Raw genomic sequence first — 26,510 nt, forward strand, 5'->3', positions numbered from 1 at the left:
CGCCCTTTGGCGGGTTCTGCACGATTGCTCGGGGGCGCTCGCGGCCGGTAGAGTCCGGCGGCTGGCGCCCCCGCTGCGTTCCATTTTCACCCCCGAGGCCCGCCGTCCCCATGCAACAGCCCACGTCTGCTCGACCCACGCTGCGCGTGTCCGATGACCGGAGCTTCGTCGAAGCCGAGGCCGCCCTGGAGAAGGCCGGCCGTGTGGAGGAGTTGATCCGCCTGTACGAGGGGCGCTCGCGCGACGTCGCCAGTGACGAAGCGGTGCGCCTGTTGTGCCGCGCGGCGGAGCTCGCGCACGAGCGGCAGCGCAACGCGCCGCGGGCGGAGGAGCTGCTCAAGCGCGCGCTGCTGGTGGCGAAGGAGCCGCTGCCGGCGCTTCGTGGCCTCAAGCGCCTGCATGAGTCGCGGCAGGACGCCGCGGCGCTGTCGGACGTGCTGGAGAAGCTGGGCAGCGCGACCCAGGGCGAGGAGAGCGCGGGCCACTACCTGAAGGCGGCGGACCTCTACGAGCAGAAGCTCTTCCGTCGCGACAGGGCGGTGCTGTGCCTGCAGCGCGCTGCGCGCGCGAAGTCGGACCGGGCCATCTTCCGGCGGGTGCGGCAGCTGCTCCTGTCCGAGGAGCGCTTCCAGACGGCGTTCGAGGCGCTGGAGCGCGAGCGCGAGGCGCTGGGCGACGCGGGCATGGCCGAGGAGTACGCGGCGCTCGCCGAGCGACTGGTGGACGACCCCACCGAGCACGAGCTGGCGCAGCGGGTGCTCGACGTCGCGCGGACGTTGGAGCCGCAGAACGCGCGCGTGGAGAAGGCCACCCGCGCGCTGCAGCGCTTCGAGCAGACGTGGCGCGACCGCGTGCGGATGCTGCGCGGCATGTCGCTGGAGGAGCGCGACAGGAAGAGCGCCGCGCGGCTGTCGCTGCTCGTGGCGAAGCTGTTCGCCTGGTACGACCCGGGCTCGGCCGGCAAGGTGAAGGAGGCGTTGGACCGCTGCTTCCTGCTGTGGCCGGGCATGCCGGAGGGCCTGTCCCTCATCGAGAAGATGGCCGCGCGCGCGGGCACGGACTTCGCGCCGGCCATCGAGCAGATTGAAGCGATGGCGGGCGAGGTGAAGGACCGCGGCGCGCAGGTGGACCTCTGGCTGCGCGTGGGCACGCTGCGCCTGGGCCGGCTGAACGACGCGCCCGGCGCGCTGGCGGCCTTCGAGAAGGCGGTGGCGGCGGACCCGTCGCGCGCGGACGCGGCGAGCCTCACGGCGGAGCAGCTGCTGGAGGGCGGCCGGGCGCAGGACGCGGTGGTGGTGCTGGAGCGCTACCTGGGCACCGTGAAGGACAAGTCGGGCCAGGCGGCGATGCGCCTGCGGCTGGCGGAGCTGTGTCTGACGCAGCTCAAGGACGGCGCGGCGGCGCGCGCGCACCTGGAGGCGGCGCTCAAGCTGGACCCCACGCACGCGCTGGCGGCCTTCCAGCTGGCGCGGCTCCTGGCGGAGGACGAGGAGCTGGAGGCGGTGGTGCCGCTGCTGGACCTGGCGCTGCTGGCGCCCCGTCCGAGGGCGGAGCGGGTGGCCTTCTGCGAGGCGCTCGCGCTGATGTTCGAGGAGAAGGACGACGCGCGCGGCGCCTTCGAGGTGCTGTCGCGGGCGCTGGAGTTGGATCCGGCGCGTCCGCTGCTGCTCGGCTCGGTGGTGGAGCACGCGGAGAAGGCCAACGCGCGGCCCGCGCTGGCCCTGGCGCTCCAGCGCGCGGCGCAGGCGGCGCCCGTGGTGGAGGTCGCGGCGACGCTGTGGCGGCAGCTCGCGCAGCTGCTCGAGGGACCGCTGGCGGACCCCGTGCGCGCGGAGGCGGCGTGGCGCGAGGTGCTGGTGCGGGTGCCCGGTGACGAGGCCGCCGCGGAGGCGGTGAAGTCGCTGCAGGCGGCCGCGGCGCTCGCGGACGACCCGAAGGCGCGCATCGAGGCGGAGGTGACGCGGCGCGAGGCCGCGGGCGCTCCGCCCGAGGAGCTGGAGCCGCTGGTCCGTGAGTGGACGCAGCTGGCGCCCGACGAGGTGGGCGCGGTGCAGCGGCTGCAGGCCTTGTGCGTGGCGCTGTCCCGCTTCGACGAGGCGGCGGCGCTGGCGGGGCGGCTGGCGGCGCTGGCGGAGACGCAGCTGGAGCGCAACGAGTGGACGGCGCGCCAGGCCAAGCTGTACGCGGAGCGACTGGGACGTCAGGAGGATGCGGCGGACCTGTTCCTGGGCCTGCTGACGGAGAACGTGTCCACGGGCGTGGTGGTGGGCGGCCTCGAGCGCCTGGCGGCCTCCGGCGTGAGGACGCAGGAAGTCACCGAGGCGCTGGCGGCGCACTACGGGCGCACGGGCGACCACCAGCGTCAGGTGGCGGCGCTCCAGCAGCAGCTCGAGTCCACGACGGACGGGGCCGCGCGCAAGCGGCTGTTCTCGCTTCTGGCGAGCATCCACGAGAAGCAGCTCGCGGACAGCCGCGCGGCCTTCGATACGCGCGTGCGCGTGGTGCGCGAGGACCCTCGGGATGAGTCCTCGCGCGGCGAGGCCTTGCGGCTGGCGAGGGACCTGTCGGCGCACGCCGAGCTGGGGCGCGTGCTGCGTACCCTGGCGGCGGAGGCCGAGGACCCGGCGGTGGCGCTGTCGCTGCTCACCGAGGCGGCGGGGCTGGCGGAGGAGGGCGGGCTGGTGGCGGAGGCCATCGCCGCGCTCGAGGCGGCGGTGGAGCGCGCTCCGGAGTCGGGCGCGGTGTTGCAGCGACTGGTGCGCCTGTACGGTCGCGCGGGTCGCGCGGCGGACGCGGAGGAGCTGCTGCGCAAGCGCATCCAGGGCGCTCGCGGCGCGGAGAAGCTGGAGCTGCTGCTCCAGTTGGTGGACCTGAACACGGAGCTCGGGCGTCCGGCGCAGGCCGCCGAGGCGCTCCAGTCCGCGCTCTCGCACGGCGCCGAGGAGGGGCGGCACCTGCCGCGCCTGGCGGAGCTGTACGAGAAGGCCGGCCGCACGCGGGAGCTGGGCGACACGCTGGCGCGGATGATTGGCCTGGCGGAGTCGGCGGGTGAGACGGACAAGGTCTCGCGGCTGAAGCTGCGCCGCGCGCAACTGCTGCAGGGCCTGCAGGACGGCAGCGCGGAGGCGGTGAGCAGCTACGCGGACATCCTGCTGCAGCGCCCCTCGGACCCGGACGCGCTCGCGGCGCTGGAGGCCATGCTGGCGTCGGGCACGGCGCGCGAGGCCGCGGCGCGCGTGCTGTTGCCCGCGCTCGAGCGGACCAAGGACTACCGCAAGCTGGTGGCCACGCTGGATGTGCTGGCGGAGGTGGCCAAGGACGACGCGGCGCGGGTGCAGGTGCTGCGGCAGGCCGCGCAGGTGCATCTGGCGCATCTGCGGCAGCCGGAGCTGGCGTTCGCGGCCCTGGCCCGCGCGCTCCGACTGGCGCCCGGCGACGCGGGCCTTCGCTCCACGGCGCGTCAGGCGGCCGAGGACGCCGACGCGTTGGACAGCTACGCGGAGATCATCGAGGAGCTGGCGGAGGAGGGGGACGTGGGCTCCGCGCGCGCGGCGCTGCTGCGCGAGCTGGCCGAGGTGCAGGAGAAGAAGCTCGACGACAAGGCGGGCGCGGTGAAGGCCCTGCGCGCGCTGCTGGTGCTGGAGCCGGGCAACCTCGACAGCCTGCGCGCCTTGCAGCGGCTGCATCGAGGCGGCGAGGAGTGGGCCGCGCTGGCGGAGGTGCTGGAGAAGCTGGCGGCCGCGTCGCCGGAGCCGGCCGAGCAGCTCGGGTTCCTGCGCGAGGCCGCGCTGCTGCACGAGGCCCGCCTGTCGGACCTGGAGAGCGCGGCGGAGGCGTGGCGCGCCATCGCCCAGCGGGACCCCGGCAACCGCGAGGCCGCGGCCACGTTGGACCGGCTCTACACGGAGCTCGGGCGCCATCAGGACCTGGCGTGGGCGCTGGCGCTGCGCCGCAATCAGGAAGGACAGAGCCCGCAGGGCCGCGAGGTCTCCTTCCGCCTGGCCGAGCTGCAGCGCACGGTGCTCGACGACTCGAACGCGGCGCTGGGGCTCTACAAGCGCATCCTCGCGGAGGACTCGGGTCACCCCGGGGCTCGCGCCGCGCTCGAGGCGTGGGTGAAGGCGGCGGTGTCCGCCAGTGGCGCCGCGCTGGATGTGTTGGACCCGGTGCTCGTGCAGGTGGGGGACCATGCCCGCCGCGTGTCGCTGCGCGAGGCGCGGATGGAGTCCGCGCTCACCACGGAGAAGATCCTCCTCGCCGGGGAGATTCGTCGCATCTACGAGCGCGACATGAGCCAGCCGTCGCTGGCCTTCATGTCCGCGGTGAAGTCCTTCGCGCAGGGCCTGGACCGGGACGGTGTGCGCCCCGACCTGGAGCGCCTGGCGCGCGAGACGGGCTCGCACGAGGTGCTCGCGGAGATCTACGAGACGGCGGCGGTGGAGCTCACCGAGGGTGACCCCGCCGCGCTGGACCTGCTGCGCCGCGCCGCGGAGCTGCGCGAGTCGTTGGACCAGCCCGAGGAGGCCGCGCGCCTCTGGAAGAACCTGCTCGCGGACGCGCCGCAGGACCGCCAGGCGCTGGAGGCGCTGTCCCGGCTGTACGAGAAGGGCCAGAACGCCAAGAGCCTGTCGGAGGTCTACACGCGTCAGGCCCAGCTCTCCCAGGACGCAGAGGAGCGCGTGGGGTTGTTGCTCAAGGCGGGCGAGGCGTACGCCAACGCGGGTGAGGACGCCCGGGCCATCGAGACGTACCGCTCGGCGCTGGCGCTGCGGCGGCTGCCCGAGGGGCTGCTCGCGCTGGAGCGGCTGTACGCGAAGGCGCGGCGCTTCGTGGAGCAGGCGGACGTGTTGGACCAGCTCGCGGACGGCGCGGCCGACGACGCCGCGCGGCGGGGCTGGCTGCTCAAGCGCGCGCAGTTGCTTGAGAAGGAGGTGGGCCCGGCGGAGGCGCTGCCCGTCTATCGCCGGCTCCTGGAGCTTGCGCCCGGGGATGGCCAGGTGGTGGCGGGCCTGGAGCGGCTGATGGCGCACGACGGGCCCCGCGTGGAGGCGGCGCGCCTGTTGGAGCCCGTCTACCGGGGCCTGAACGACACCCGGAAGCTGGTGGAGGTGATGGAGGTGCTGCTGCCTGGCGTGGCGCCGGAGCGGCGGCTGGAGCACATCCAGGAGATCGCCACCCTGCGCGAGGCGCTGGGGCAGACGTCGCTGGCCTTCGTGGCGCGGCTGCGCGCGTTCAACGAGTTCCCGCAGGAGACGTCGGTGCGCGACGAGCTGGAGCGGCTCGCGGCGGACTCCGGCTCGTTCGAGGAGGTCGCGGGCGCGTACGAGGACCAGCTCGAGCGGGACACGCAGGAGCCGCTCGCCGGGGACTTGTGGCGCCGGCTGGCGGCGCTCTACGACAACCGCCTCAAGCGCTACGACCTCGCGGTCCGCGCGCTGGAGGAGGTGAGTCGCAGGGACCCGAAGAACAAGGCGGTGCTGGAGTCCATCGCCCGCGTCCATCGGCGCACGGGGGCTCACCGTGAGCTGGGGCTGGTCATGCGGCGGCAGGTGGCCGCGGAGCCGAACGCGGCGTCGCAGGTGAATCTGCTGTTCGAGCTGGCGCACCTGGCCGAGGAGACGCTCGCGGACAAGGCGCTGGCGGCGCAGGCGTACCGCGAGATTCTTCTGCTGCGTCCGGAGAACGCGAACGCGCTCAAGCTGTTGGGGCGCGTGCTGGCGGAGATGGAGCGCTGGCCGGAGCTGGCGCAGCACATCGAGCGTGAAATCCAGCTCGCCGACGCGCGCGGTGCCCAGGAGGAGTCGTCCGATCTGCGCGTGCGGCTGGGGCGCCTGAAGTTCTCGCGCCTGGACGACCCGCGCGGGGCGCTGGAGCTGTACCAGTCCGTGCTGGAGCGGCGGGCGGGACACGCGGGCGCGGTGGGTGCGCTCGAGGAGATGGCCCGCTCGGAGAGCCCGCTGCGTGGCGCGGCCGCGAGCGCGCTGGAGCCGGTCTTCGTCGCCGTCGGCAACCACCTCAAGCAGGTGGAGATGCTGGAGTCGCGCGTGTCGGCGGAGGCGGTGCCCCAGGAGCGCGCCGCGCTCCTGCGCCGCATCGCCGAGATGTACGCCGGTCCGCTGGAGAACGCGGAGATGGGCTTCCTCGCCGCGACGCGCGCGTTGCGTGAGCTGCCCGATGACCTGCGCTCGCTGGAGCTGTGCGTGTCGCTGGTGGACCGCGCCGAGGCCCCCGAGGAGCTGGGCGCGGTGCTGATGGAAGTGGCGCCCAAGGCGGGAGACGCGGCGCGCGCCGAGCTGTACCGCGCGCTGGCGCGGCTGCAGACGGACCTGGGCGAGCCCGCCGAGGCGCTGGCGTCCTGGAAGCGCGTGCTCGAGCTGCGGCCCACGGACGCCGAGGCGCTGGATGGCACCGTGCGACTGGTGGCGTCGCAGGGCAAGCCGACGGAGCTGCTCGAGGTGCTGCGCCGTCAGCTGGCGGTGGCCGAGGAGCCCGCGCGCCGTGCGGCGGTGCTCTTCCAGATCGGACACCTGCAGGAGGAGCAGCTCCAGGACGCCCTGGGCGCGCTGGCGACCTTCCGGCGCCTCCTGGAGCTCAAGCCGGACGACGTGGCCGGCCTGGAGCGCATGGAGGCGCTGTGCCAGAAGCAGGAGCGCTGGCCGGAGCTGGCGGACGTGCTGGCCCGCCGCATCGCGCTGATGCCTCCGGAGGCGGGGCTGGAGCTGAAGTTCCGCCTGGCCTCGGTGCGCGAGACGCGGCTGTTGGACCGCACGGGCGCGCTGGCGCTGTACGGCGAGGTGCTGACGGTGCAGCCCAACCATCCGGGCGCGGTGGGCCGGATGGAGGCGCTGGTGTCGCGAGAGCCGCAGAACCTGCTCGCGGTGGAGACGTTGCTGCGCGCCTTCCGCGCGAGCGGCGACGTGCCGCGGCTGGCGCAGCTCATCGAGACGCGCGTGGGCGTGTCCACGGATGCCTTCGAGCGAAAGGCGCTGTTGGGCGAGCTGGCGACGCTGCGCGAGTCGCAGGGCGAGTCGGAGCTGACGTTCCTGGCGCTCTTCCGCGCCTTCAAGGAGGACCCGAACGACGGTGAGGTGCGCCGTCGTCTGGAGAACGCCACGGATGCCTCGGACAGCTACGACGAGCTGGTCGCGGCGTACGAGGAGGCGCTGCCGCGCGTGGCCGAGGCCGCCGACGCGGCGCAGGTGTGCCTGAAGCTGGGCCAGCTGCTCGAGTCGAAGTTGAGGGACTCGGACCGCGCCGTCTCGTACTACGAGCGGGCGCGCACGCTGCATGTCGCGGTGCAGGCCAAGGCGCTGGTGGCGCTGGACCGGCTGTACCTGGAGCTGCAGGCGTGGCCGGAGCTCGCGGGCATCCTGGAGGCGCTCGTCACCGGCGCCACCGAGCAGGCCGAGCGCGTGGGCTACCTCTTCCGCCTGGGACAGCTCTACCAGGAGCGGCTGGACAGTCCGGACCGCGCGGCGAGCGCCTACGAGGGCATCCTCAAGCTGGAGCCCGGGCACCTGGCGTCCGCGCGGCTCCTGGAGGGCATCTACGAGGCGGCCTCCGCGTCGGAGAAGCTCTACGCCATCCTCAAGCTCCAGTCGGAGAAGGTGGCGGGGGCGGAGCGGGACCGCGTCCTCGCGAAGATGGCGCAGGTGTCCGCCGAGGGGCTGTCGGACCTGGGCGGCTCCATCGAGCTGTACCGCGAGCTGTTGACGAAGAACGCGCGCAACGACCAGGCCTTCTCCGCGCTCGAGTCGCTGTACGAGCGGGCGAACCGTCCGGAGGACCTGCGCGCGCTGCTCGAGGGCCGTCTGTCGATGACGCTGGACCCCCGTGAGGTGGTGCGGCTCAACGAGCGGCTGGGGCGCGTGGTGTACCGGCTGCTCAAGCAGCCCGAGGCCGCCGTTGCGTACTTCAAGGCGGCGTTGGACCGTGACGCGCGCAACCGCGCGGTGCTGGACACGCTGCGCGAGCTGTACGACGAGACGGAGCAGCGCGAGGAGCTGGTGGGCGTGCTGCGCCGCCTCATCCCGCTCCAGGAGAACAGCGAGGGCGTGAAGGCGCTGCGCCTGCGCCTGGCGGAGGTGCTCGCTGGGATGGGGCGCCGCGAGGAGTCGCTGGACGCCGCCCGTCGCGCGCTGGAGGTCGAGCCCCACCAGGTGGCCGAGCTGGAGCGCGTGCACACGCTGTTCGTCTCGCTGCGCGCGTGGAACGACGCGGTGCGCGCGCTGGAGCTGAAGGTGCAGGTGCACCTGGGCGCCGAGGAGCGTGAGCGCGCCGTCGCCACGTACTACGAGGTGGCGGACCTGTGGGCGGGGCCGGGCGGCAAGCCCGAGCAGTCCACGGGAGCGCTGGAGAAGGTGCTGGAGCTGGACCCCGCCAACCGCACGGCGTACGAGCGCGTGTGCGACCTGTACCGGACGTACAACGACTGGCGCGCCTACGCGACGGCCGTCGACCGGTACATGCCCCACTTCGTCACGGACGAGGAGAAGATGGCCGCCCTGCGCGAGCTGGCTCGCGTGCAGGAGGAGCGGCTGGGGCAGAAGGACGTGGCCTTCCTGGCGCTCTGCCGCGCGCTGCAGCTGGATGCCTCGGACGACACGCTCCGCGAGGAGGTGGAGCGGCTGGCGGACGAGACGGGCAGCCACGAGGAGCTGGCGGCCGTCTACGAGGAGGTCGCGGACGAGCTGCCCCGTGGGCCGCTGGCCGAGCGGCTGTACGCGACGCTCGCGCGGGTCCACGACACGCGGCTGGATGACCCGCAGGCCGCGGAAGGGGCGTTCCGGAAGATCCTCGAGTTCGACCCGACCAACGCCACCGCGCTGGATGGACTGGCCGCGGTGTTCCAGCGCCGGGGCCACGAGCGCGAGTACGTGGTGGCGCTGGAGCAGAAGCTCGAAGCCGCCGGCTCCATCGAGCAGCGCAAGGGCATCCTGCGGGAGATTGCCCGCGTCTGGGACGAGAAGCTGGAGGACCCGTCCGAGGCCGCGAGCGCGCTGTTGCGCGCGCTGGAGCTGGAGCCGGACACCGAGACGCTCGGCGTGCTCACCGCGCTGTACCGGCGGCAGCGCGCGTGGCGCGACGTGGCCATGACGCTCCTGCGCGCCAGGGATCTCGCGGACACCGCCGAGGAGCGCGCGCGCATCCAGGTGGAGGTCGCCGGGGTGTTCGAGCGCGACCTCTCGGACGACGAGTCCGCGGTCGCCGCCTACCGTCAGGCGCTGGAGCTGGACCCGGTCAACCGCGAGGCGCTGGAGTCGCTGGAGCGGCTGCACACCAAGCTGGACCAGCCCGCGGACCTGCTCGCCATCTACGAGCGGATGCTGGAGCTGAGCGACGACTGGCGCGAGAAGGTCCGCGTCCTGTTCCGCAGTGCCACCATCTGGGAGGACAAGTACCAGAACCCGGCCAACGCGGACGTGTGCGTGGAGAGCGTGCTCTCCATCGATCCGCAGAACGTCCAGGCCATCAAGGTCCTCATCCGCCTGCGTCGGGTGCAGGGCCGCTGGGAAGACCTCATCAACGCCTACGAGCGGCAGCTCTCGCTCGCGGTCAGCCCCGAGGAGCAGGCGGAGCTGTACGTGGACATCGGCAACGTCCAGTACCAGAACCTCAAGGCGGTGGACCGGGCCGTCAACAGCTACCACGCGGCGCTCGCGGCGGACCCCGGCAGCCGGCCCGCGCTGCACGCGCTGGGCAAGCTGTACGAGCGCAGCGGCAACTGGCCCTTCGCGCTGGAGATGCTGCAGAAGGAAGCGGAGCTCGCCGGCCAGTCGAAGGACGCGGTGGAGCTGTACTACCGCCTCGGGAAGATCAACGAGGACATGCTGATGGACACGGGCAGCGCCCGGAACGCCTATCAGCTGGCCATCGCCATCGACGCGGGCCACCTGCCCAGCCTCCGCGCCCTCAAGGGCATCCTAGAGCAGGACAAGGACTGGAGCGGCTACGAGCAGACGCTGCGTCAGGAGGCCGAGCAGACCGAGGACCCGGTCGCCAAGGGCAAGGCGCTGCTGGACGTGGCGCGCTACCACGCGGAGACGCGCGAGGACCGCGACACCGCCACGGGCTACTGGGAGGAGGCGCTCAAGCACATCCCGGACAGCATCGAGGCCGCGCGTCCGCTGGCGGACGTGTACATCGCCCACGAGCAGTGGTCCGACGCGGAGCGGATGCTCGACATCGTCACGCGCAAGCTGTCGGAGAAGGCGATGGTGGAGAAGGACGCGGCCACGGCCGCGGACCTGTGCCGCCAGCTCTACCGGCTGGGCTACGTGGCGGAGAAGCTGGGCCGGCGCGACAAGGCGCTCAGCTGCTACGAGACGGCGTACGAGCGCGACGCGACGTACCTGCCCGCGCTCGAGGGCTACGGCAACCTGCTCGTGCAGACGCGCCGCTACGAGGGCGCGCTCAAGGTCTTCCAGACCATCCTCATCCACCACCGCGAGGAGCTCACGGACCTGGAGGTCGTGGAGGTCTACTGGCAGCTGGGTGACATCCACGCCGCGCTCAACCAGGCGGACCGCGCGCAGAACCACTTCGAGAAGGCGCTGGCCATCGACCCGGGCCACGAGCCCACGCTGCGCGCGCTCGTGGTGCTGATGGACAAGGCGGGCCAGTTCGAGAAGTCCGCGGACCTGCGCCAGCAGCTCGTCGGCGTGCTGGAGGGCGAGGCCAAGGTGAAGGTGTACCTGGACCTGGGCCGCATCTCCCGCGATGAGCTGCACGACCCGTACATGGCCATCGACGCCTTCACCGGCGCGCTGCGCGTCCAGCCCGACGCGCTGGAGGTGATGGACCAGCTCTACGTGCTGCTGCGTGAGACGCGGCAGGGGCAGAAGGCCGCGGACGTGCTGGCGCGCATGCTGGCCCTCCCCGCGCTGGCGTCGGAGCCGCACAAGGCCAAGCGCGTCTGGTTCGCCCTGGGCGAGCTGCGCCGTGACGACCTGAAGGACGTCGAGGGCGCGAGCCAGGCGTTCAACGCGGCGTTGGACCTGGACCCCCGCTTCGTCGAGGCGTTCAGCTCGCTCGAGGCGATGCTCGGTGGCGCCCGGCAGTGGAAGTCGCTGGAGGAGAACTACACGAAGATGCTCGGCCGTCTGCCCAAGACGCCGGAGACGCACGTGGCGCGCATGGCGCTGTGGCGCGCGCTGGGGGATTTGTACCACCAGGTGCTCAAGCACCCGGAGGGCGCCGTGGCCGCCTACGGCGTGGCCGCCAAGGGCCTGCCGGACGATGCTGTGGTGCAGGAGACGTACGCCGAGCTCGCCGGCAACCTGCCCGGCAAGGAGGACGAGGCCATCGCCGCGCTCCGTCGCGCGCTGCCTCACACGACCGACGCGCGGAAGATCTGCGGTCAGCTCGTGCGGCTCGCGGCGCTGCGCAAGGACTACGACCTGGCGTGGCTCGCGGCCCAGGCCGCCTCGGGGCTGCTCGGTGAAGCGGGGGAGGACGAGAAGGAGATCCTCTCCAAGCTGGGGCCCTACGCGAAGAAGAAGGAGGTCGCCCAGCGCCCGGTCGACGACCGGCTGTGGCACACGCACCTGTTCCACCCGAAGGCGCGAGGGCCGCTGGCGGAGCTGCTCGGTCTGCTCTTCGCCAAGGCGGGACACCTGTACGCGGTGCCCTTCACCCAGTACCAGCTCGTGCCGAAGAAGCACCGCATCGACGTGGCCAGCGCGCAGGAGTACCACGTGCACCACTACCGGTACGTGGCGCGCCTGTTGGGCATGGAGGCGGTGGAGCTGTACTCGCCCTTCCTCGTGGCCACGCGCGAGCGCATGGCGAAGCGCTCCAACGAGCCCGCGCCCGAGCCGCTCGTCAACGTGGAGCTGCTCCAGACGCATCCGCCGTGTGTCCGCGTGGGCGGCAAGTACTTCGCGGAGCAGGGCCAGAAGGAGGTGTACTACCTCCTGGGCCGCGCGCTGGCGCTGGCGCGTCCGGAGCTGGCCTTCGCGCAGTACGTGCCGGCGGAGCGACTGGAGGCCATCCTCCAGGCGGCGCTGAACCTCGTGGTGGGAAATGTGCGCGTCGCCGAGTCGCTCCACGGCGTGGAGATGGAGCGGCGGGCCCTGGAGAAGGTCCTCACGGACGTGGACCGCGCGGCGCTCGCCAAGGCGGCCCGGGCCTGGCTCCCCACGGCGACGCCGCAGTCGGTGCGTCAGTTCCTGGAGGGCGCGGAGCTGACGGCCGCGCGCGCGGGCCTCTTCGTCGCCGGGGAGATGGAGCCGGTGCGCCGGCTGGTCCAGGGCGAGACGGGCTCCACCTTCCGCGTCGCCCCTCGCAACAAGCTCAAGGAGTTGCTCGTGTTCGCGACGTCCGAGGAGCTGCACCACCTGCGTGTGGCTGTTGGCACACACGTGGAGGTACAGGTGCGCAGATAGCGCGGTAGAACCCGGGCAAGGGTTCACGCGTTGATGAGCAACCGGGCGGTCGAGGTACTGATCCTTGACCGCCTCGGGTGGCCACTTCTACGATTCCGACGGGATTTCTCCCGTCATTTCCGAGGCTTGCGGAAAAGATGCGTTTCGTCTGTGACAGCTGCCGCGCGCAGTACATGATCAGCGACGACAAGGTTGGCCCGAAGGGGGTCAAGGTTCGTTGCAAGAAGTGCGGCCACACCATCACCGTGCGCCCGGCGGGCGCCGCGGCGGGGAAGGATTCCCCGTCCGAGCCCGCGTCCACCTCTTCTCCCGCTCCCGAGAGCGCGAGCACCCAGGGCAAGGAGGCCGATTCGTCCTCCTCCGCCTCGCTGCCCGCGACGCTCGGGACCCCGCCCGAGGGAGGCCTCTTCACGGACGTGGAAGAGGACGAAATCGGCGCGGTCTTCGACCAGGTCCTCAGCTCCGGCACGCACAAGATTCCGGCGGGTGAAGCCGCCGGAGAGGCCGCCGCGCGCGATGCCACCACGGAGTCGGTGCGCAAGCTGGCCGAGGCCGAGGACGAGCCCGACAAGGAGGAGCCGAAGCCCGCGGCCACCTCTCACGAGTGGTACGTGGCCATCGACGAGAAGCAGGTCGGGCCGCTCACCGTGGAGAAGGTGAAGGACGCGTGGGACCGTGGCGAGGTGGGGCCCGACAGCCTGTGCTGGCGTTCGGGTTTCAGCGATTGGATTCCGTTGTCGGAGACGGCGGAGCTGGCGTCGGTGCTGGCGCCGCGTCCGTCGAAGCCGACCATCGTCGCGCCCGAGCCCGTGTCGGGCTCGACGCCCACGGTGCAGCCGGGGCCCGTGCAGTCCGCGTTCAGCGCGGGCAAGCCGAAGGGCGACTCGGTGGTGCTGGCGTCGTCCTCCGAGGAGCCTGTGGGCTGGAAGCCGTCGGCCGCCAGCGTGCTCGCCTCGCTCGTGAAGGAGGAGAACGACGCGCTGTCCAAGCCGCCTCCGACGCCCGCGCCCTCGCTGGGGCGTGAGCCGGTGTCGCAGTCTCGCCTGCTCGACGTGCCGATGCCGCCTCCGGAGCCGGTGTCGTCCCCGTCGCTGATGGGCGCGGGGCCGGCGATGGCCGCTCAGATGGCGCCTCCGCAGGCGTCGCATGCCTATCCGCAGCAGCCCTATGGCCAGCCGGCGCAGATGCCGTATGGGCAGCCGCAGGGGCACTACGCGCAGCCTGTCCCGGCGCCGTATGCGCCTCCCGCGGGCTACCCTCCGGCCTATGCACAGGGCGGGGGGGCGCCTTCTGGCGGAGGCAAGGGCCGGGTGGGGTTGATCGTCGGCATCGTCGTGGGCGTCCTGGGGCTCGGTGGTGGAGCCTGGGCGCTGGCGTCGAAGGGCGGCACTCCCGAGGCTCCGCCCACCCAGCAGCCTGTCGCCGCGGCCACGCCGCCGGCGGCTGCTCCGCCCGTGGTGACGCCTCCTCCCGTCGCGGCGGCACCTGTCGCCGCACCGCCGCAGACGCCGCCCGTCGTGGCCACGGCGCCCGGAGCGCCGACGCAGCCTCCTGCCCCTGATACAGCGGGCGCGGCGAACCCCGCCGTGGCCGCCGCGGGAGCGCCCACGACGCCTCCCACGACCGCGCCCGTGGCGACGCCGCCTCCCGTGGCCGCGCAGCCCGTGGCGGGGCAGGTGCCCGCGACGCCGCCGGCGGATGCGGTGAAGCAACCGCTGGACAACGCGGTGGCGAAGGTCGAGCGGACGACGACGCCTCGGCGTGCCTCCGGCTCCTCGTCTTCTTCGTCTTCTCGCCGGGAGGACACCGAGGAGCGTCCCGTGGCGCGCGCGGAGAAGCCGTCCTCGAGCGATGGTGATGACGACTTCGACGAGCTGTTCGGCACGAAGAAGTCGAAGCCCGAGCCGAAGGCGTCGGAGAATCGTCCCACGGCCTACATCCCTCCCGAGCCGGGCGGGGGCGGGGTGCGAGACACCCTTCAGCGTTCCGACATCATGGAGGTGGTGCTGAACAACAAGCCCGCCATCGTGAAGTGCGTGAACGAGCAGAAGAAGAAGGACCCGATGCTCAGCGGCAAGCTGGTGATGCGGTGGACCATCCAGACGAGCGGCAAGACGTCGAACGTCACCTGCAAGTCGGATGAGTACCGCAGCACGTACATGGCGACCTGCATCACCGGGCTCATCAAGAGCTGGGCGTTCCCGAAGCACAAGAAGCAGGGCGAGCCCATCGACTTCCCGTTCACCTTCTGAGCGGGAGAGGAAGAATCTGGGTCCTTGGCGACATGTGTGTCACGCCAGGGTCCCATGTGAGTGTTCGCTTTCGTGAGGGCTGAATTTCCGCGGGAGCGACGCGTCCGTGGGCGTGTCGACACTCGTTGACACGTCACGACGGGCGGGACTAAAGCCGAACCGCTTGTATGGACGTCGGGGCCTGACTTCAGTGGCCGGAGGCCCCCCAGCAGACGATTCCAAGCAGATCCACGGAGGGATTCCCAACATGCAGCTTCGTAAGATGATGCTCGTGCTCTCGGCACTCGGCGCGATGAGCGGTTTGATGGCGGGTTGTGGCGACGACGACCCGAGTGGCACGACGTGCTCCGGCAACGACGACTGCGCTGAGAATGAAATCTGTCACCCGGACGCGAGCGTCTGTGTTCTGACGTGTACGACGAGCAACGACTGTCCCGCTTCCGCGAAGACCTGCGCGGAGCTGGGTGGGACGAGCTCCCAGTCCGACACGCTGATCTGCCAGTGCTCCACCGACGCGCTGTGCAATGGCGGCTCGGACGGCACGTCGAGCGACCTGGTCTGCTCGAACCTGGACAACGTCTGCGTCCCGGCGTGCGACTCGAACGATGACTGCGGCTCCGGCCGCGTGTGTGACACGGCCTCCGGTCAGTGCGAGGAGGACGACACGGGTCCGACCACCTGCTCGGGCACGGGCCAGAGCACCTGCCTCTACGGCCAGTTCTGCAGCAGCGGCACCTGCACCGAGGTCCCCGCGCCGACGTGCGCGAACTTCGACCCCGCGCAGGGTGGCAAGCAGCCGGTGTGGACCATCTCGTCCTCCGGTCCGATCATCTACGACATCACCCAGGTTTCGTTCGGCCAGGACACCTTCTGTGGCACCGGCAGCGGCACCACGGGGATGACCGCGAAGGCTCGCGTTCGCGCCTACCAGAGCGCGACCGGCTCGGGCACGTTCCCTGCCCAGTCGCGGGTCTGCCGGGCTTCTTCTACGTGCGCGTCAATGGCAGCCAGATCGACGGCGTCCAGACCATTCGTCCGTCTGAGTACACCACCTCGAACAATGGCAAGAACGCGGAGTTCACCATGAACTTCTGCCCGGGTGCCTCCGCGACGACGCTGTCCATCGGCATCTACTTCACGAACGGCAACGAGATCTGCGCGCAGCTGACTCGGTAGCCAGCATGTCGTGAAGGTCTCTCCGGTGACGGAGAGAACCCGCCGGAGCCTCATCCCTGACTCATTGGGGTGGGGCTCCTGGCGTTTGGCCCAGGACCTGGTCCCTGGGCGGGCGAGCAGCAGAAATGGACGTGAATTTCGCCGCGTCTGGTCCGTTTGAATGAGGGATGGCGCAAGGCGCCAGCCGCTGTACGAGAAGGAGAGCCCGATGAGCTATCGTTTCGCTGCGCTTTGTGTGGCCGCTTTTGCAACGCAGGCCTTCGCTGAGGACTCGTCCGTCGGGCGTGAGGTCCGACTCGAATGTCCTTCAGGGACTGTGCAGAAGGGTGGTCGGGTGACCAAGGAGATCGGCGTCTACTGCGTCAAGGTCGGCTCGACGCCGCAGCGCCCCGCGCTGCATGGTCCCTATGTCGACTTCTGGGCCAATGGCCAGAAGCAGTCGGAAGGCCAGTACAAGGACGGTTTCCGTTCGGGGCGCTGGACCTACTACGACATGAATGGGGTCAAGACCGGGGAGACCCAATTCGAGCAGAACGACTACCACGGTGCTCGCGTGGAATATCACCCCAACGGTGCGAAGAAGCTCGAGCAGACCTGGGTGAAGGGCAAGCGGGAGGGCGTGGAGACGAGCTACTCGACGGAGGGCCAGAAGGTGTCTGAGGTCCGCTACGCCGCGGACAAGCCGCTGGCTGCTCAGTAGACAGTTCCAGCACCTGGCGGCAAGGGCTCTCGTCCCTCTGGGGCGAGGGCCCTTCGTGCTTTGCGGTGGGGCTTTCCCAAAGCGGTGTGCTCGACTAGGAAGTCACAGCGTGAAGGCCCCCTCCCTAACCCCCGTACTCCCGGACATTCCTGTGCGCAGCGTCGCGGAGATGGGTCTTCGCGAGCTGGAGCGGATTCGGCTCATCCTGCGGGGGGGCTCCGTCATTGATTGGCGGAGAATGCATTTCCAGGTCCGGGATGAAGTGGACCGCTTTCTGAGGCTCTGTCAGCTCGACCTGTCGCGGCCATTTGATGAGGCCTGGGCTCGGATGGTGTTGGCTGACGCGGTTTCGTACTTGCGCAAGACCTACAACTATCGAGTTGCCGATGCCGTTGCTCGGCCAGAGGAGATCCATGATCTCTTCCTTCTGGCTTCGGGGGCGAAGGGCAACGCCCGACACCGGCGCATTGCGTGCGTCGTCTTGAAGGTCATGCATGTCATCCAGCACATCGAGGGGCGAGATCTGCTCTTCCGCCTGGCCATCTCCGAGGCGGAACTCGCGGAGTTGGTGACTGAGAAGGTTCTGCGGGTCGCCCAGGAGATGCAGGCCAGTGGCTTGCCTATCGTGGAGTTCGCCCACTCCATCAAGACCCAGGATTCACTGGTGACGAAGTTGCTGGCGAAGAAGGAAACGGTTGCGGCCCAGGTCTATGATCGCACGCGGTTCCGTATCGTCACCCGGTCGCGCGAAGACCTGTTGCCTGTCCTGTACAGTCTGACGCAGCGGTTGTTCCCCTTTCACCTGGTCGTGCCGGGGCAGACCGAAAACACGTTGCTGCCGTTCAAGGGCGTGTTGAGTGAACACCCGCATTTCGAGCAGTTCATTCCACACCTGCACCTCGACAGGGACTTCGAGGACCGAGAGGACCGGAGTGGCAATAGCTTCTCGGGGGGCTCGTATCGGGCCCTGAACTTCGTGGTGGATATTCCCGTTCGAGTGGACGAGTACCTGCCGCCTCCCGATGAGGACACGCGGTCTCGGAAAGGCCGCGTGGTCATCTCACTGGTCGAGTTCCAGATCGTCGATGCGGAGACTGCGCGCCAGAACGAACTGGGAGAGAACTCCCATGAGGCTTACAAGCGGCGCCAGAGGAAGCGTGTTCTCAAGCGTTTGAGCCAAGGGCTCGTGGTTCCCAAGCGTGGGCAGCCGTAACTTCAATCGTCGCTGAGCCGAAGAATCGCGAGAATGAGAGGAGCCAGATGTCCGCGCCTCTCGTCAGGAGGCGCCGCGTCAACTCCTCTGCGTGCTCACTGATTGAGCTGGTAGGCGAAGATGTCAGATGTGGCCCCAGTGAACTCATGCCAGGCCACCAGGGGCGTTCCCTCGGCATCAAAAGCCAGAGCGGGCTTGAAGCTGCTGGTGGTTGAACCCGCTCTTGCGCTGAGCGCAGGGCCCAAACTGCTCCACTGCTCGTTCTCCCAACGCTTGACGAAGATGGCCCGCTCGGGCTGAACGAATCCACTCCACGCCACTACAGGGCGTCCCTGCGGGTCGATTCCCAGGGCAGGAGTCTCGTTGGAACTCTGTGCGTCATTGCTCTGGGGGGCGAGGAACTTCCAGGAGTTCCCGTCGTGATGGGCGACATGGATGTTTCCGCTCGTCGTCCCGCGAGGAGTCTCGCTCCATGCGACATACGGATTCCCAGCCCCATCAATGGCAATGAAGGGGTCGTTCGTCCCATGGCTGCTTGTATCGGAGAGGACGGGTCCTCCGATCGGAGTCCGGTGGTTCTTGATTACCGTGATCCCGCGGTACTCGAACGTGCCGGTGCTGAGGATGGATGTGTAAGCCGCAAACAACGTGTTCGCGCCGTAGGTCGAAAGCGAAGTGCTCCACCGCTGGAGCTCCTCAGTGGGAAAGGAGGTATTGGACTCTATCCAGGCGGAGCCATTGGGCGAGAAATGCATGCTGGTGAGGTTGTTGGAGATTCCGGTGTAGAAGTCGCCGTAGACGTAGAGGGTCCCATTCCCGTCGATTGCAGCGGAGGCTTTGGTGCGCGCCTCACGCTGCTCTGCGCTCAGCGATGGGAAGGCAGGGAGCGGTTGCCAGGAGGCATTGAGCCAACGTCGACCGTGGAAGTTGATGGTTCGCCCATCGGGCGAGAACTCTTCCCAGATGACGATGGGGATGTTGGCTCCGTCGATAGCAAGTGCAGGGCGATCTGCATGGGTCGAGGCTTCGGAATTGGCGCTCAATGCGGCACCCAGTGCCTGCCACGTGTTCCCATCCCACTTCGAGACGTAGATGTTCTTGCTCGTCCCATCCGACTCCGACCAGGCAATGACGGGCAGCCCATCCGTTCCCACCTTCATCACCACGTTCTCCGCGGGCGTGTTCCCAGGAGACGCGCTGATGGCGCCTCCCATGGGCAGCCAGAAGGGGACCGCGAAGGACCACGAACCACCCGTGGTGAGGATGTTGCCCGCCTCGTCGGTGATGGGCTGCTCCGCCGTCCCAAGTCGCACGCTCACCGCCGTGGACGCGGCGAGTGACGCAGCCGGGGTCAACGTCAGGGTCCGTCCATCCGCCGACAGCTCCAGGGCGACAGGAATGGGCACGCCGCCATCCCCGATGAGCCCCACGTTCGAAGTGCTCACGGTCGCCGCCTTCACGGCCTCGCTGAACCCCACCTCGACGCGGGTCCGGGCGCTCACCTGGGTCGCCCCGTGCGCCGGCTGCCTGCTCGCGATGCTCGGCGCCGTCCGGTCCACCACCACGGTCCTCGCGACACTCGCGAACGTCGAGCCCGTTCTCATGGCCTTGGCCACCAGCGTGTACTCCCCCTCGGCCTCGCTCGTCGTATCCCAGACGTACGTGTAGGGCGGCGCGGTCCACGTGGTCAGCACCGTGTCTCCCTTTACCAGCTCGACCTTCTCGGCTTGTCCTCCCTGCACCGCAACTTCGACCGACAGTCCTCCATTCGTGGCGCTGTACGACGCTGAAGGCGCAACCCAGGAGACCGCCAGGTCCCCCAGGGGAACGATGGTGAGCGAGACGCTCCGGTCTCGATGGAGCGCTCCTGAGATTCCACGCACCGTGAGCGTCACAGGACCGGGCGCAACCTGCTCGGAAACACTGATGCTCAAGCTCGAGACCGTGCTCGCGCCGGGAATCGTGACCGAGGGCGCGGTGATGCCTCCCGGGGGACTCACCAACATGACCGAGACACTCCCGTTGAAGCCATTCTTGCGAACGATCGAGACCTGGAAGCTCCTCGTGTCACCCTGGAGAATCGAGTCCTCCGTGGGCATGACGCTGAGCTCGAAGTCCCCAGCGGGTTGCTCGCCTCCGTCCGGGGGGCCCCCCGCGTCGGGAGGCTGCCCCGCATCAGGGATGTCCTCCGGCCCCTCGACGTCCGGGACATCGATACAGGCGGACAGCAGGAAGACGGCGAAGAGGGGGACGGACAGGCGAAGTCGGTTCGTCATGAAGGTCTGCTGTGCAGGGAGTGTTCCAGGCCAGACACCTACCATGACACGCCCCCGGCCCACCCGAGGCCCCAGGGGCCCCGTCTCATCCCCTGGCTCCCGTCCCGGCCCCTGGACCCCGGACAAGCGAAAGCCCGCGCCCCCCGGACGTCTCCGGGTGACACGGGCTGCGTGCTCACGGGCCAGCGGGGGCCTGACCGCCTACCGCTTCTTGCGGTTCTTCTTCTTGTTCTCCTTCTCCCGCTTGCGGCGCTCCTTGATGGCGTCCCGGTCCTCGCCCTTGGCTCCGGCGGCGGACGGCGGGGCGTAGCCCATCAACCGGGCCTTCGCCATGGCGGCCTGGCCCATGGGGGGCGTGTAGCCCGGAGCCACCTGCGGCAGCTGCATGGGCAACCCCATGCCCGGCATCCCGCCGCTCATCATCTTCTCCATCATCTTCGGGTCCCCACCGAACATGCTGGAGAGGTCCATGTTCCGCATCTGCGACAGCTGACCCAGCTGCTTGAAGCCGGGGATGCGACCCAGGAGCCCCGGGTTCTGGCCAATCGTCCCCATCACCTGCTGCATCATCCCGAACTTCTGCAGCAGCTCCCGCACGTCCTCGGGCTTGCGACCACTGCCCTTCGCGATGCGGTTCACCCGGCTGGCGTTGATGAGGTCCGGACGCAGGCGCTCCTTCACCGTCATCGAGTCGTACATCGACTCGATCTTGGTGAGCTCCTTCTCGTCCGGGTTCAGGTGCTCCGTCATCTCGCCGAAGAGCGGGAACTTCTCCAGCAGGTCCTTGAGCGGACCCATCTTCCGCACCATGCGGATCTGCTCGACGAAGTCCTTCATCGAGAACTGGCCGGACAACAGCTTGCGCGCGTCCTCCTCGGCCTTCTTCTCGTCGACGACCTTCTCGAAGTCCTTCATCAGGCCGACGATGTCGCCGAACCCGAGGATGCGGCCGGCGAGGCCCTCCGGACGGAACTCCTCCAGCTTGTCCATCGACTCGCCCATGCCGAGGAACTTGATGGGCTTGCCGGTGACTTCCTTGATGGACAGCGCCGCGCCACCACGCGCGTCACCGTCCAGCTTGGTCAGGATGAAGCCATCCAGGGTCAGACGCCGGTCGAACTCGGCCGCCGTGCGCACGGCGTCCTGACCAATCATCGCGTCGCACACCAGCAGGATGTTGTCCGGGTGCACGTTCGACTTGATGGACTCCAGCTCCGACATCAGCGCCTCGTCGATGGCGAGACGACCGGCGGTGTCGATGAGCACCACGTCGCACTTCTGCTCGCGGGCGGCGGCATAGCCCCGCTTCGCCAGCTCGGGCGGCTGCACCCCGGGCTCGTGGTAGACGGGCACCTTGAGCCGCTCGCCCAGGACCTTGAGCTGGTCCACGGCGGCCGGACGGTAGATGTCCGCGGCCACGAGCAGCGGCTTGCGGCCCTGCTGGAGCAGCCGGTTGGCGAGCTTGCCCGTGGTCGTCGTCTTACCCGAGCCCTGCAGACCCACCATCATGATGCCGGACAGCTGACCCTTGGGCTTGAGGTTCAGCCCCGTGTCCACCGGCCCCATCAGCGCCTCGAGCTCGTCGTGGCAGATCTTGATGAAGTGGTCCATCGGGCTGACCTTGCGCTTCTGGCCCGAGGCATCGGTGATGGTGGTCTGGACGAGCTCTCCCACGGCCTTCTCGCGGACGCGGGCGACGAACTTCTTCACCACGTCGAAGGCCACGTCGGCCTCGAGGAGCGAGACGCGGATGTCGCGGAGCGACTCGTCGACCAGCTCCGGGGTGAGCTCGCTCTTGCCGGCGAGGCGGTTCTTGGCGGCGCGGAAGCCCTTGGTGACGGTCTCAAGCATGGGGGGCGCTTTATAACAGGGGGGAGGTGGGATGCGACCTTGGAGCGCATCCCAGGCGTCGAAGAGTGAAGAGCCGACCCCCAGGCCCGTCTGGCCCGGGCCGAGGCCCTGGATTCATCAACGCTCCCAAGGGGTTGGCGCATCCCCCAGGGGCCCGGCGGGTGGCTTTCGGGCCCGGGCCCCAGCCTGCCCGGGCCCCGGTCGAGCCGGAGGCCCCGGGGCTGTCCTCCGCTCAACGGACCTGTTCCAGGTCCTCGCTTGCCCTGGGCGCGGCGTCGGCCACTCCCAAGGCCGCGAGCACGTCCTTGGCGGCGATGGGTGCGCCGCGAGGGCCTCGCCGCGAGGGCGCCGGAAGGTCATCCCCGCGTGGGCCGCGCCCGAAGTCGTTCGCGGACGGCCGGGGACTCGGCTCCACGGGCGACAGGGTGGGCGCGGGTCCCCCTCGGTGGTACGCGGCATACAGCTCCGAGAGCTCCCACAGCAGCACGTCCAGGGGCCGGACGTCGATGAGGCTGGGGTGGAATTCGAGCCGGAGCACGTGCTCGCTCACGTCCAGGACGAACAGCGTCGCCCGGGCGAGGGGCGCGCCCTGGCGGTCGACCGGACGCCGGGCCTCGTGGCGCAAGGCCTCGGCCAATTGGGCCTCTCGCACCGCCGAATAGGGCGTTCCATCGAGCAGGCTGATGGTGGGGAGGACGAAGACGCCGGGCACGGGGGGCGTGGACCACGGAGCGCCGTGGCGATGTTGCAGGGTCTCGAGCGCCAGACGCAGCGCGCGCCAGTCGAGCAGGCCGGACAGACGGAAGACGCGGGGCAGGTGGCATGTGCTCGCCGCGTCCACGTGTCCCGGCCGCTCGAAGTCCCGCCAGAGGTCCACGTGCATCGGGCGGACTCCCGTCCGTCCCCGAGGCTCGGATGCCGAGTGTCCCACGCTCCCGTTCATGGCGACTCACTCCGATGTCCAGCTGGGCGAGGCCACGGGGCCAGGCCCGACGCGGTGGGACGACACAGCTCAGGCGCGTTGGCGGGCGTCCTCCTGGATTCGGACGCGGTCCTTCTTCCCGGCGGTCGTCTTCGGCAGGGATTCGCAGGTGTCGATGCGAGTGGGGACCATGTAGGGCGGCAGGTAGTCCGCGCAGTGCTGTCGCAGGTCCTGGAGGCTGGCGCTCGCGTTGTCCTTGAGCACCACGAAGGCGCGCAGCTCCCCGCCCGCGAGCTCGTCCGGGAGCGTCAGCACGGCGCTCTCCTCGACATCCGGGTGGCGCAGCAGCACCTCCTCCACGGCGGTCAGCTCGATGTGGCGGCCCCGGACCTTGACCCGGTCATCGCGGCGGCCCAGGAAGCGCAGCACGCCTCCAGCCTCCCGGGTGACCCGATCCCCCGTCCGATAGGCCTTGGGGTGGCCTGGAATGGGGCCGAGCACCTTCCGGGTGTGCTCCTCCTGTCCCCAGTAACCGCTCATCAGCGTGGGGCCCGCCACGCACAGCTCGCCCTCCTCTCCGTCCGCCGCCCGCGCGCCGTCATCCCGGATGACGAAGACCTCGTCTCCGCAGCAGACCTTGCCGATGGGCAGGGGTTCGGGGCTCGCGAGGTCCGCGGGCGTGACGACGTGGTACGTGCAGACGTTCGTCTCGGTGGTGCCGTAGAGGTTGAGGTACCGCGGCCTGGGCAGGGTCAGCACGAGCTTGCGCAGGTACTTGTGTGGGAAGACCTCGCGGGTGAAGAGCACGGTGCGCAGGTGCGGGAAGGCATGTCGTGACAGCTCGCCTCGGGCCTCGAGCTGGGTGAGCACCGAGGGCACGGAGTGCCAGATGGCGATCTCCCTCTTCGCGATGAAGTCCGCCAGCTCCCGCGGAATCGCGGACAGCTCGATGGGCACCAGCACCAGCGTGGCGGCACCCTTGGCCGTGGCGAAGAGGTCGAAGACGGACGGGTCGAAGTGGAAGGGCGAGAGGCTGGAGACGCGGTCCGAGGAGCGCACGTTCGCAGTCTGGAAGGCCCACTCGACGAAGGCCTGCGCGGCGCGGTGGCTGTGCATGACCCCCTTGGGGTGTCCGGTGGCGCCGGAGGTGTAGAGGACATACGCCAGGTCCTCTGCCGTGGCGCGCGAGTCCTTCTCCAGGCGCGAGGTGGAGCGGGTGCGCACCTGCTCCCAGGTCAGGGTCGTCGGGAGGTTCTCCCCGGGAGGTGCTGATGTGGTGTTCGGCTGTCGCGTTCCCACCAGGATGATTCCGCGCAGGGTCTGCACCTGCTGGAGCGAGGCCTGCCAGGAGGGGGTGGTGAGGATGGCCGCGAGCGCGCAGTCCCTCGCGATGAACTTCAGGCGCCACTCCGGCGCGGAGGGGTCGATGGGGACGTAGGCCGCGCCGGCCTTGAGGATGCCGAAAAGGCCCACCACGGCCTCGAGCGACTTGGTCAGGTGGAGCCCCACGCGCGCGCCCCGGCCGATGCCGAGCTCCTGGAGCGTGCGGGCCACCTGGTTCGCGCCCGCGTCGAGCTCCTCGTAGGAGATGGCTCGCTCGCCGTCGATGACCGCTGTCCGTCGAGGGGCCGCTCGCGCGCTGTCTTCAAGGTACTGAAACAACATGGATGTGATTCTCCTCAGGGGCCCAAGGCGTGGGTCACGAGTTCTCGGTGGAGCACGGAGCGCGAGTCGGGGGGCTCACGAAAGGCATACACGCCGGGCGCGGGGGCCTGGACGGCGTCCGCTCGGAGGCGCGAACGGGGCGACGTGCTCATGGGCGGCGTTCTCCCCTGTCGTTCCAATGGGACCCGCGCAGAATGCGCGGTGACACCGGAGATGTCGTTCGTCCCGGGGTCGTGCCCGTGAGGCGCCTTCAGGACAGTGAAAGCCGGGCGCCCTCGGAGTCCGAGAGGCGGGCGCGCTGGGGCAGACGAGGCAGGGGGAGGCCCGGGCGTGGGGCCTCGGAATGGTGTTGAGCAGTGGGCAGGGGGATTGGTAGGACAGGGGGCCTGCACGAATGGCGGAACTGGCAGACGCAGCGGACTTAAAATCCGCTGACTCGCAAGGGTCGTCCGGGTTCGATTCCCGGTTCGTGCAATATCGTGAGTCCGTCAGGGAGGATGCTCGCCTCCCTGACGGCGCGCTGCTGCCACGGTGGCACGAGGCGGGTTCCGCTCAGTGCCCTGATCATCCCGAGGGTTTACGGATTCGGCGTCCAGCAGCGGAAGCTCTGTTCAACGAAGTTCGAGACGTAGGTGTTGGCGTCGAGGACGCGGAAGCGGATGTACTTGTAGTAATACCGTCCGCCCGGGTAGAGGCCGAACTTGCAAGGCTCGCTGAAGGTGGTGGTGCCATTGCGCCAGGGCCAGTTGCCTGGAGCGGGATCGACGTCGAGGTTGTGCGCCCTTTGCCATTGGTAGGTATAGGGCGTCACTCCGCCGCTCGCGCTCGCTGTGCACTCGATTCGCTCGGTCTCGTCCATCCATTCGCAATTCATGGTCGCCGTGGGAGGAGGAATCTCGAGCGTGGTGTCCGTCCCATCCGCCCGGGCTTCCGGCGCAATGCCAGGACACTCCCCACCGTCAGTTTCGATGAAGTACGGGCTCCTTTGCCCCGTGCGCACGGGTGTCCTTCCACAGATGCACCGCTCCGTGCCGACCGATGTGGTGAGGGTTGCATCGCTGTAATACCTGATGAAGTACTCCGACAGGCAGATGAGGAGCGGGGCCTCCTGTGAAGCCATATCGGGTTGCGCTTCCGTGTCGGCATCATCCACACCACAGCCGAACTGGAAGCCAAGGACTGCAAGGCCCAGGGTCAACAGGGTACGCATGGTTCCTCCCAACGCGATTGACGCTTCGTGTGCTGCCTGTCGATGATGCCACGGCCGTTGCGTGTGCATTCATGGTGGAGAGGCTTTTTCGCGCAGGCCGGTGGAAATGTTCACCGTCACCCGCGTGGCACACGCAATGGGGTTGTCGGAGGCGCTGCTCCTGGTGAAGGCTGCGCCTTCATGGAGAAACTCATCCCGGGACTGCATCACTTCCAGACCGAGGTCTTCCGCTCCAAGCAAGACCTCTATTCGAAGCTCGCGGAGGCGCAGAACCCCGAGGTCCTCTTCATCACCTGCTCCGACTCTCGCGTCCTCCCCAACGAGGTGACGGGCGCCGGGCCCGGCGAGCTGTTCATCATCCGCAACGCCGGCAACATCGTCCCGCCCTACAGCACCGCCAACAACGGCACCGCGGCCACCATCGAGTACGCCGTCGCCGCCCTCAAGGTCCGCCACATCATCGTCTGCGGACACACCCGCTGCGGCGCCATGCACGGTCTGCTCAAGCCCCAGCTCCTCGACAAGCTCCCCCAGATGGCCCAGTGGCTGCGCCACGCGGAGTCCACCCGGCGCATCGTCGAGGCCAGCTACGCCCACCTGAGCGGAGATGCCCTCCTCGATGCGGCCGTCGGTGAGAACGTCCTCGTGCAGCTCGAGAACCTGCGCTCCCATCCCACGGTCGCCGAGGCCCTCGCGAACCGCGCGCTCAACCTCTACGCCTGGGTCTACCAGCTCGAGGACGGCTGCGTGCACGCCTACGAGCCGAGCCAGGGGCAGTTCACCCCCGTCGTCGCCACGGACGGAGACTCCCTCCGCGCCCGGGGCCGCTTCGGCCTTCGCCAGGTGCTCTGACTCGGTC

At 69.5% G+C, this 26,510-nt stretch carries 11 protein-coding genes and 1 tRNA gene; 7 read left to right on the forward strand and 5 right to left on the reverse strand.

Annotated features, from left to right (window positions below; genetic code table 11):
- Window positions 1-110: 110 nt before the first annotated feature.
- From OWM54_RS35305 to OWM54_RS35325, 5 genes are all read left to right on the forward strand, one after another.
- Window positions 111-12,386: a tetratricopeptide repeat protein gene (locus OWM54_RS35305; protein WP_267700274.1), complete on the forward strand. Its 12,276-nt coding sequence runs from the start codon at window positions 111-113 to the stop codon at window positions 12,384-12,386.
- A gap of 137 nt (window positions 12,387-12,523) precedes the next feature.
- Window positions 12,524-14,638, forward strand: coding sequence for an adventurous gliding motility protein GltJ (gene gltJ, locus OWM54_RS35310; protein WP_267700275.1), 2,115 nt, complete (start codon window positions 12,524-12,526; stop codon window positions 14,636-14,638).
- Between the two features lie 247 nt (window positions 14,639-14,885).
- A complete protein-coding gene (locus OWM54_RS35315) occupies window positions 14,886-15,725 on the forward strand; it encodes a hypothetical protein (RefSeq protein ID WP_267700276.1) in 840 nt (279 codons plus the stop codon).
- A gap of 423 nt (window positions 15,726-16,148) precedes the next feature.
- Window positions 16,149-16,514 carry a toxin-antitoxin system YwqK family antitoxin gene (locus tag OWM54_RS35320; protein ID WP_267700277.1) on the forward strand — a complete coding sequence of 122 codons (366 nt, stop codon included), beginning with the start codon at window positions 16,149-16,151 and terminating at the stop codon, window positions 16,512-16,514.
- A 109-nt stretch (window positions 16,515-16,623) separates the two neighbouring features.
- On the forward strand, window positions 16,624-17,727 hold the full coding sequence (locus tag OWM54_RS35325; RefSeq protein WP_267700278.1) for a TIGR04552 family protein: 1,104 nt from the start codon (window positions 16,624-16,626) through the stop codon (window positions 17,725-17,727).
- Between the two features lie 95 nt (window positions 17,728-17,822).
- On the opposite strand, the gene OWM54_RS35330 is transcribed toward OWM54_RS35325, so the two are convergent.
- From OWM54_RS35330 to OWM54_RS35345, 4 genes are all read right to left on the reverse strand, one after another.
- The gene (locus OWM54_RS35330) at window positions 17,823-19,826 is read right to left on the reverse strand and encodes an Ig-like domain-containing protein (protein WP_267700279.1); all 2,004 of its coding nucleotides are present in this window, start codon (window positions 19,824-19,826) and stop codon (window positions 17,823-17,825) included.
- A 378-nt stretch (window positions 19,827-20,204) separates the two neighbouring features.
- Complete coding sequence (ffh, locus tag OWM54_RS35335; protein ID WP_223745742.1) at window positions 20,205-21,854, reverse strand: signal recognition particle protein; 1,650 nt, start codon at window positions 21,852-21,854, stop codon at window positions 20,205-20,207.
- Window positions 21,855-22,086: 232 nt separating this feature from the next.
- Entirely contained in the window at window positions 22,087-22,737 is a 651-nt protein-coding gene (locus OWM54_RS35340; RefSeq protein WP_267700280.1) for a hypothetical protein, read from the reverse strand.
- Between the two features lie 129 nt (window positions 22,738-22,866).
- Window positions 22,867-24,441, reverse strand: coding sequence for an amino acid adenylation domain-containing protein (locus OWM54_RS35345; protein ID WP_267700281.1), 1,575 nt, complete (start codon window positions 24,439-24,441; stop codon window positions 22,867-22,869).
- Between the two features lie 388 nt (window positions 24,442-24,829).
- On the opposite strand from OWM54_RS35345, the gene OWM54_RS35350 reads away from it, so the two are divergent.
- Window positions 24,830-24,915 (forward strand) — tRNA-Leu (locus OWM54_RS35350).
- A 103-nt stretch (window positions 24,916-25,018) separates the two neighbouring features.
- Here OWM54_RS35350 and OWM54_RS35355 read toward each other — a convergent pair.
- Window positions 25,019-25,651, reverse strand: a complete 633-nt coding sequence (locus OWM54_RS35355) for a hypothetical protein (RefSeq protein WP_223745745.1) — start codon at window positions 25,649-25,651, stop codon at window positions 25,019-25,021.
- A 180-nt stretch (window positions 25,652-25,831) separates the two neighbouring features.
- Between OWM54_RS35355 and OWM54_RS35360 the strand changes: the two genes are divergently transcribed.
- Window positions 25,832-26,503, forward strand: coding sequence for a carbonic anhydrase (locus tag OWM54_RS35360; protein ID WP_141323624.1), 672 nt, complete (start codon window positions 25,832-25,834; stop codon window positions 26,501-26,503).
- Window positions 26,504-26,510 lie beyond the last annotated feature (7 nt).

Source organism: Myxococcus sp. MISCRS1 (genome assembly GCF_026626605.1).
Lineage (GTDB): Bacteria > Myxococcota > Myxococcia > Myxococcales > Myxococcaceae > Myxococcus > Myxococcus fulvus.